Source organism: Methylobacterium sp. CCH5-D2 (assembly GCF_001556475.1).
Taxonomy (GTDB): domain Bacteria; phylum Pseudomonadota; class Alphaproteobacteria; order Rhizobiales; family Beijerinckiaceae; genus Methylobacterium; species Methylobacterium hispanicum.
Map to the genome: position 1 here is coordinate 1 of NZ_LSIX01000586.1, position 2,104 is coordinate 2,104.

At 75.0% G+C, this 2,104-nt stretch carries 4 protein-coding genes; all 4 read left to right on the forward strand.

Annotation, left to right across the window (positions count from 1 at the left end):
• Positions 1 to 416, forward strand: a 416-nt coding sequence (locus AX737_RS34440; protein ID WP_245293450.1) for a CsbD family protein, incomplete at its 5' end; no start/stop codon positions are given.
• Positions 417 to 478: 62 nt separating this feature from the next.
• Entirely contained in the window at positions 479 to 1,402 is a 924-nt protein-coding gene (locus AX737_RS14970) for a PhnA-like protein (protein ID WP_066922569.1), read from the forward strand.
• A 91-nt stretch (positions 1,403 to 1,493) separates the two neighbouring features.
• Complete coding sequence (locus AX737_RS14975) at positions 1,494 to 1,697, forward strand: CsbD family protein (RefSeq protein WP_066922571.1); 204 nt, start codon at positions 1,494 to 1,496, stop codon at positions 1,695 to 1,697.
• Positions 1,698 to 1,772: 75 nt separating this feature from the next.
• A partial coding sequence (locus AX737_RS14980; RefSeq protein WP_066922573.1) for a CsbD family protein occupies positions 1,773 to 2,104 on the forward strand: 332 nt, incomplete at its 3' end.

The window sequence follows — 2,104 nt, forward strand, 5'->3', positions numbered from 1 at the left end:
ATTCGGTCGAGGGCCGCCTGCGCGAGGCGGGCGGCCGGGCCGAGAACCTCTACGGACAGGCCAAGGACGCCGTGCACGACGCGGCCGAGCACGTCGCCGACACCGTCCGCGACCTCGGCGGCAAGGTCCGCGACGCGGTCGGCAACCTCGCCGGCTCGGACGACGTCGCGGATCGCGCCCGCCGTGCCCAGGGCGCCGCGGAGGACCACTACGTCCGCGCCGAGCGGGCCGTGCGCCGGGTGGCCGACGAAGCCTACGACGAGGCCGAGGACGCCTACGAGCGCGGCGGCCACTACCTGCGCCGGGGCACCCGCGAGGTGAGCCATCAGGTCGCCGAGTACCCGCTGGCCTCCCTGCTGATCGCGGGCGCCGTCGGCTTCGGCCTCGGCCTGCTCGTCAACGCATCCCGCGACTGACCATCCCGCGACTGAGCTTCCACCGCCTCCACGACGAACCAGCAACCCACCGGAGTGAAAGTGTGACCATCCAGACCACCACAGCCCCCCTGGCCACCGCTGCGGCGCATGCCGACACGCGCGCCGTCCTTCTCAACGAGGTATCCTGGGGGGCGATCTTCGCGGGCGCCGTCACCGCGCTGGTGACGCAGGTCGTCGTGAATCTCGTGGGCGTGGGCGTCGGGCTCGCCTCGGTCGGCCCCACGGCCGCCGACAACCCGGCCGCCTCCACCGTCTCGCTGGGCGCGGGGCTCTGGTTCGTCGCCTCGGGCATCGTCGCCTCGCTCGTCGGCGGGGCCATCGCGGGCCGCCTCTCGGGCAAGCCCCTGCCGGGCGCGGCCGCGCTGCACGGGCTCGTCTCCTGGGCGGTGACCACGCTGGTGGTGCTCTACCTGCTCACCTCGGCCGCCACCGGCTTGGTCGGCGGCACCCTCGGCACTGTCTCGGGCGCGCTGGGCGGCGCCGGCAACCTCGTGGGCGGGACCTTGCAGACGGCCGCCCAGGCCGCGGCGCCCTCGCTCGCGAAGGTCTCCAACCCGCTCGACGGCATCGAGCAGACGGTGCGCCAGCAGGCGGCCGGGCAGGACCCGCAGGCGGCCCGCGACGCCGCCGTGGCGGCGGTGCGCGCGGTGCTGACCGGCGACCCGGCCCAGAAGGAGCAGGCCAAGACCCGGGCCGCCGACGCGCTGGCCAAGGCGCAGGGCATCGCGCCCGACCAGGCCAAGGCGCAGATCGACGATTACCAGAAGCAGTACGAGCAGGCGGTCGCCACCGCCAAGCAGAAGGCCGAGGCGGCGGCGCTGACCGCGAAGTCGGCCGCGACCCAGGGCGCGTTCTACGCGGCGCTGGCGCTGATCCTGGGCGCGGCGGCCGCCTTCTTCGGCGGCCGGCTCGGCGCCCCGAAGCCCGCCACGCTGCTCGGCGCCTACGACGCGCGCCGCATCTGATCCCGCAGATCGGTCCCCGCCCGCGGGCGGGGGCCGTCCCCGGGCCGGCACCGCCGGCCACCACACCGAGACACCAGAGAGGAGCAACCCGATGAGCAGCACCACCGACAAGATCAAGGGTCTGGCCAACGAGGCTGTCGGCAACGTCAAGCAAGGCGTCGGCAACCTCACCGGCAACGACAAGCTCGTGGCCGAGGGCAAGGCGCAGGAGCTGAAGGGCGAGGCGCAGAAGACGGTCGGCGACGTGAAGGACGGCGCCCGGAACCTCGCCGACAAGGTCACCGGCAAGCGCTGACCACCCCTCGGAGGCGCCGGGTCCGACCGGCGCCCCGGCCTCCGACAGGCTCGTTCAACCCCACGGGAGACCCACATGAACCGCGACCAGATCCGCGGCGCGTCCCGTCACCTGAAGGGTCGCGCGCAGACCGCCCTCGGCGGCATCGCGGGCGATCCGGCACGCCAGGTGCGCGGCGCCGTGAACCAAGTGGCCGGCGGCGCGCAGTACGCCTACGGCCGGGCCCGCGACCGGGCGGACGACCTCGTCGAGGACGGGCGTCACCTCGCCCGCGAGGGACGCGATCTGGCGCAGGAGGCGCGCCGGCGCGGCGCGGCCTACGGCCGCCGCGCGGTCCGCTACGCCGACGCCAACCGCACCGACACGCTCGTGGGTCTCGCCGTGCTCGCCTTCGCGGCCGGCTGGCT

Coding starts and splice junctions, on each gene's coding strand:
- AX737_RS14975 (WP_066922571.1), top strand. CDS start 1,494: ATGAGCAGCACCACCGACAAGATCAAGGGTCTGGCCAACGAGGCTGTC.